Raw genomic sequence first — 4,960 nt, 5'->3', positions numbered from 1 at the left:
CGCGTCATTGATCAAAATTCGATTCTGACGGGAGGTTTAACGGGGGGCTATAACGCCGCTGGGTGACCGCTTACGTTTCAAGATGCGCTGTTGCGAATGCCGCTACCTTCGTCCAGCCACTATTCATCAATGCTTCTGAATCGGAACGGGCATCGAGTGCATCGCGAAACACATGTTCGACGGTTTCTGCCGAAACAGTTTCTGGCATCTGTGGCACGCCACCCCAGACGAATATTTTGTTAGCTAAAATGATCGCGGCATACCCTTCGTCCGTGCTCCATGACTGACCGCCCTGCAGTGCTTCTGCCAACTGCCGTGACTGGTCAGTCAAGTCCTGTAGTTTGTTGCACGTGAATTCGTAGCCGCACGCCGGGTGTGGCCAGAAGTAAGCCTCGAGTCGTTTGTCCCATCCATTCACATCGGGAAGACCGAGGCCTTGCATACGATACCTGCGTTCAAATGAGTTGCTTTGAATGTCCTCAACGAGCTGCTTGAGAATACTGGCGCGTTCAGGAACATCTGCGCTGTCGAGCGAAGTGGCTTCGTCAAGCGAACGGGGCGGATTCGCCGGACTGTTCTCCGCATCGATTGCTGCAACGTTTGTCACGCCAGACTCGGCCAATTCCATCGGCATCAGAGCGACGATCGTGTCGTCCGTCTCGACGTCGGCTTCAATCAGGGCCTGGGCGGTACGCGTTGCTTCTTCCCGTTGTGCGGGCAGGAGGCCTTTCCAATGATTAATAGCGCCTTCCGTCAGGACTACGCAATTGACTTCTGTGGGAGAACCAGCAGCATTTACAAGTCCGTTAGCAAATGGCTTTCTCAACACCCAAGCATCATTAGGCTCATTAAAAAATTCTGGTACCGCCTGCATAGTGCCCCGATTCGGTGAGCAAATTCGCAGCAAGACATCGAAGCTGTAGGCGTACTCGGGGTTGCGCGCCAAGCGCGTTTGCAGTGTTTCCCTACTCGCATAAACGGGCATCGGCAAAATAAACGGATCAGAATCAGCATGGGATGGGCGCCACAACTCGGTGAGTTCCACCCAGCAGGCAAGTACAAGAGCAAGGTCGATTTTTGTTTTCTTCGGGTACAACAACTGGATGGTTTGCATGGCAATGATCCTGGAGGATAAAACTGTTGAACTGGCCGTGCCTGATATCTGATATCCGGCGTCCGGCGGCTGACATGCCCACATCGACATGGTGAATCGGATCGTTTCATTGATCGCACAGGTGGTCTTGTTCTGACCAAAGCACGGCGATCAGGCTATTGCTGCCTGTACTTCGTATAGCTATTGGTACATGCTGGCCATCCGCTGCGTCGTCTCTTTCATCTGCTGTCGCAAACCGATCGGCGTCAATACCTCGACACCATCGCCTAGGCCCAGCAGCCACCAGACAAGCGCCTTCGAATCCGAAACGGTGGCCACGAGCGACAAGTGGTCATCGTCGAGCAGATGCAATGTCTGGTCGGCGCTGAGTGGTGTCTCGAATAAATGCTCTCCGCAGGCGCGTGTAAAAATTGCCTCCAGCTTCAGGTCACCCCCTTTTCCGAAGCCAAAAGCACCGCTACGGATGTACTCGTCGATCGAAAAGTCAGCGTCGATGTGCGCCGCATCCGCCAGCATCTCGGCCGCCACGACCCTATGCAACGGCAGCATGCGTTCGCCCACCCGACCGGCAAGACGGCAGACGAGGTAAATGAGCTTGCCGCGCTGGACCACCGCCAGGGGATGTACACCGTCGTAGACAGTGGCCACAGCGGCGTCACGCTTGCGGTAGGTCAGCTTGAGCTGCTGTTCATGCATAAGGGCCTGGTAGACGACACGCTGGCTGGTTTCATCCACTATCGGCGCGAGCAGGGGCTGCATCGGAACAACCGAGCGGATCTTGTTGAGCCAGTTATTTGAATTGGCCGACCCGGTGGCATTGGCCAGTGCTTGCGAAGCCGTCTTGAAATACGGCCGCAAGGCATCCAAGGTTGCCGGCGGAAGGTGGTTCTGCATGTGCTGATCTACCATGTTCAACATCAGCGCTTCGGGTATGCCGAGCCCCGGCAGGTCAAAGCTGGCACCGTCGCGGTGCCAACTCCAGCCGTAAGGCTTGTCCCGCGCATCGATCACGAGCGGGAAAACCTGCTCGAGCTCCTTCAGGTCGCGCTGGATCGAGCGCTGATGCACGTCGAAGCCACTTGCGCCCAGCCGGTCTTGCAAATCTTGCACTGAAACCTTGGCCGGAGCCCGGGGAATGAGACGCAGCATGTGCCACTGACGCAGGAGCGTCTGTTGATTCGTCGCCAAATTTTCTCGCCATCATTGTGGTTGATTCGTGAGTGTCGTCTTTTGCGCATCCTGACACTGCTGAGTACGCTTTGGCTAACTTATTACTCAATAGTAACTTAGCTAACGCTATGAGTTGTCGGAAAATTGCTTTAGATTAACTGTTCGACGCAGGCATGCAGTTCCTTCAGCGTCGTCAGCGCACCGCCCGCAATGCCGATCGCGTTATCACCGCGGACCTCCGGCGCTGTGGGGTTGATGCGAAGCAGCGGTGCGCCGGTGCTTTCGCTCGTGCGACGTACCGAGGGAATCGCTGTCCCCGCACCGAGTTCGATCACGACCGGCCGTTCAACATGGACAAGCCAGCGCTCCAGCGCATCATGCTGCTGGTCCGTGCGCGCAGATTGCCACGACGCGTCGTTGAACATTAGGATGTTCGGCCGCACCAGCCCACCACAATGCGGACAGGTAGGCAGCGCCGAGGTCAGAAGGCCGTTTTCACGATCAACGTTGACTTGAAGCCCGTCGGCCGACCAGATAGCTTCCGTGCAGGATTCCAGACACTGCAAATGATGTATCGATCCATGACATTCAGAAATGCGCTGTTCGGAAAATCCGGCCTTCTGAAATCCGCCGTCCACGTTGCTTGTAAAAACAAATAACCCGTTTTTCATGGGTCTTGCCAGATGCTGCAAAATCTTGAAGCCGTCATGTGGTTGCGTGTCGCGATACAGTTGTAGCCGGTGTCCGTAAAATCCCCAGGCATGCCGTGGGTTCTCGCTAAATGCGGATTGATTCGCAATGTCCTGGAACCTGATGCCCTGCTTACCGAGCGCCGGATAGGCGCGCCAGAAACCGTCAGTCCCGCGAAAGTCAGGCAGGCCGGAATCGACGCCCATCCCAGCGCCAGCGGTCACTAGAAGTCCATCTGCATCCAGTAGCCATTTGGCTGCTTCGCGTAGCGGGTGGGGTATGTTGATCATTAAATTCTTTAGGTTGCAGTTGTCGTGTGGCGTCTGCAGTTTTCGCGAAGCACGACGAGTTGATTTGGCATGGATTCTGGCTACTTGTTGCTCATCCAAAAGATAACAGGCATGTGCGACAACCTGTGTCGCCTGCGTGAGGACAGGCCGGTTTGCTCCCATTTGTTGCTGATAGACCAGGCAACCAACACGCGGGCCATGCTTATGAAGTCGTCGTACTCAGCCCCATCTATCGAACAAGCCCTGATGAAGGTTCATTCCCGCAATAGCGGGATGATCCAGTCGATCGCACAAGAACTTCCTATCAGTAACTGACCTTGAAAGTCGGACTGTCCTCCGGGCGTGTCGTGCGGCGGTCGTAAATCCGGGTCGTCGCAATGTTGGCATGTCCCAGCCATTCCTGGACCTTGGCGATATCCGCCCCATGATCCAGGGCATTGGTGGCAGCTGTCGCTCTTAACGCATGTGGTCCAAAACCCGCAATCTCAAATTTCAGTTCACCTGCATACCCCATCAGCATTTTATAGATCCCATCCGGCGTGACCGAGGCCCGGGTATTACCGTTAACGTTGTTCTTGACGGCGCGGAAGAGGGCGCCAGCTTTGTCGGACTCGTGACCGGCGGCGAGCAGATAGAGCTCGATCTGTTCGGCGGTCCAGGGATGCAGTGGGACGTACCGGATTTTTGATCCCTTGCCGTGAACTTGCAGGTGCATCACTCCACGGCGCTGCTGCAGATCGCCGGTCGTCAACCGGCACAATTCGGCCCGGCGTAAGCCGTGATAGAGCAGGGTCGACAAAATGGCGCGGTCACGCAATCCACGCAGAGTCATGATGTCCGGGATCGCCAGCAGCGCTCGCGCCTGGTGATCACCGATGGCCGGTGTCTTTCCTCCGGCGCTGTCGACCTTGGGCCGCTTGACCCCCTTGACCGGATTGCTCTCTACCGCATTGGTTTCGCACAGATATTCAAACAGCGAGGAGAGGGCGGCGAGTTTGCGACGGATCGTCGCACTGCTCAATGCCCGCTGTTCCAGATCTTTGCGCCAGGCCAGCAAGTGCCCTCGGCGGACACTGCGGAACTGGTCGGGATTAGTGATCCCGGTAAAGGTCATGAATTCTGTCAGGTCGCTTTGGTACGCACGCCGGGTCTGCGGGTTGGCGATATTGGCAAACCAGGTCGCGGCGGCGGGTACGTCATCGAGTTGCTGGAACCGGACGTCGGCAAGGCGCGTGGATGAGGTCATGTCGATCAGGTTGTCAGACATATATCGCTTTCCATTGTTTAAAAGGAATGATGCGCTGCCTCGACCAAATAGTACCTTCCAGCATCTTCCCCGCTTTCATTTTCGTTGCTGTCTTGCCGACCAGCACTTTTAATCGGTTGGCGGCGATTTTTCGCCATTTTGGTGCAATCCATAGATAGAACGACAACATGGTGTTCATCTTGCATTTTAATATCGATAACGTATTTTATCAATAGTAAATGAAATTAACTAACAAATGTTGCTTTGTGGAAAAGTTCTTCTATAATGATGATAATTTTTCAACAGACAAGGATGATTTCTAGGTAATTTCAGAATTTATTAAACTTGTTGCATATTACCTTTGACTCGATTACGTAGGTAGTCCTCTGTTAAGTTGAAGACTGTTCGATTTTTTTGCAGTACGTTAATTATATTGTAATGACCATATTC

5 protein-coding genes are annotated in these 4,960 nt (G+C 54.5%); all 5 read right to left on the bottom strand.

The window, feature by feature from the left end; genetic code table 11:
• Positions 1-70 precede the first annotated feature (70 nt).
• The 5 genes from QN370_RS20340 to QN370_RS20320 all read right to left on the bottom strand — a co-directional run bounded on the left by QN370_RS20340 (position 71) and on the right by QN370_RS20320 (position 4,709).
• Positions 71-1,114 (bottom strand): hypothetical protein, encoded by a 1,044-nt coding sequence (locus QN370_RS20340; RefSeq protein ID WP_322127175.1) that lies wholly within the window; start codon positions 1,112-1,114, stop codon positions 71-73.
• 180 nt (positions 1,115-1,294) lie between these two features.
• Complete coding sequence (locus QN370_RS20335) at positions 1,295-2,302, bottom strand: helix-turn-helix transcriptional regulator (protein WP_323581818.1); 1,008 nt, start codon at positions 2,300-2,302, stop codon at positions 1,295-1,297.
• Between the two features lie 131 nt (positions 2,303-2,433).
• Positions 2,434-3,264 carry an SIR2 family NAD-dependent protein deacylase gene (locus QN370_RS20330; protein ID WP_322127177.1) on the bottom strand — a complete coding sequence of 277 codons (831 nt, stop codon included), beginning with the start codon at positions 3,262-3,264 and terminating at the stop codon, positions 2,434-2,436.
• A 304-nt stretch (positions 3,265-3,568) separates the two neighbouring features.
• The gene (locus tag QN370_RS20325) at positions 3,569-4,531 is read right to left on the bottom strand and encodes a tyrosine-type recombinase/integrase (RefSeq protein WP_322127178.1); all 963 of its coding nucleotides are present in this window, start codon (positions 4,529-4,531) and stop codon (positions 3,569-3,571) included.
• Positions 4,524-4,709 (bottom strand): hypothetical protein, encoded by a 186-nt coding sequence (locus QN370_RS20320; protein ID WP_323581817.1) that lies wholly within the window; start codon positions 4,707-4,709, stop codon positions 4,524-4,526. Before QN370_RS20320 ends, QN370_RS20325 begins: the two co-directional genes overlap by 8 nt.
• Positions 4,710-4,960 lie beyond the last annotated feature (251 nt).

Origin of the sequence: Actimicrobium sp. CCI2.3 (assembly GCF_035019065.1) — a bacterium.
Lineage (GTDB): Bacteria > Pseudomonadota > Gammaproteobacteria > Burkholderiales > Burkholderiaceae_D > Actimicrobium.
Note: the sequence above shows the minus strand (reverse complement) of the source record. Positions and strands in the feature narration are given on the sequence as shown.

Coding starts and splice junctions, on each gene's coding strand:
- QN370_RS20340 (WP_322127175.1), bottom strand. CDS start 1,114: ATGCAAACCATCCAGTTGTTGTACCCGAAGAAAACAAAAATCGACCTT.
- QN370_RS20330 (WP_322127177.1), bottom strand. CDS start 3,264: ATGATCAACATACCCCACCCGCTACGCGAAGCAGCCAAATGGCTACTG.
- QN370_RS20325 (WP_322127178.1), bottom strand. CDS start 4,531: ATGTCTGACAACCTGATCGACATGACCTCATCCACGCGCCTTGCCGAC.
- QN370_RS20320 (WP_323581817.1), bottom strand. CDS start 4,709: ATGAACACCATGTTGTCGTTCTATCTATGGATTGCACCAAAATGGCGA.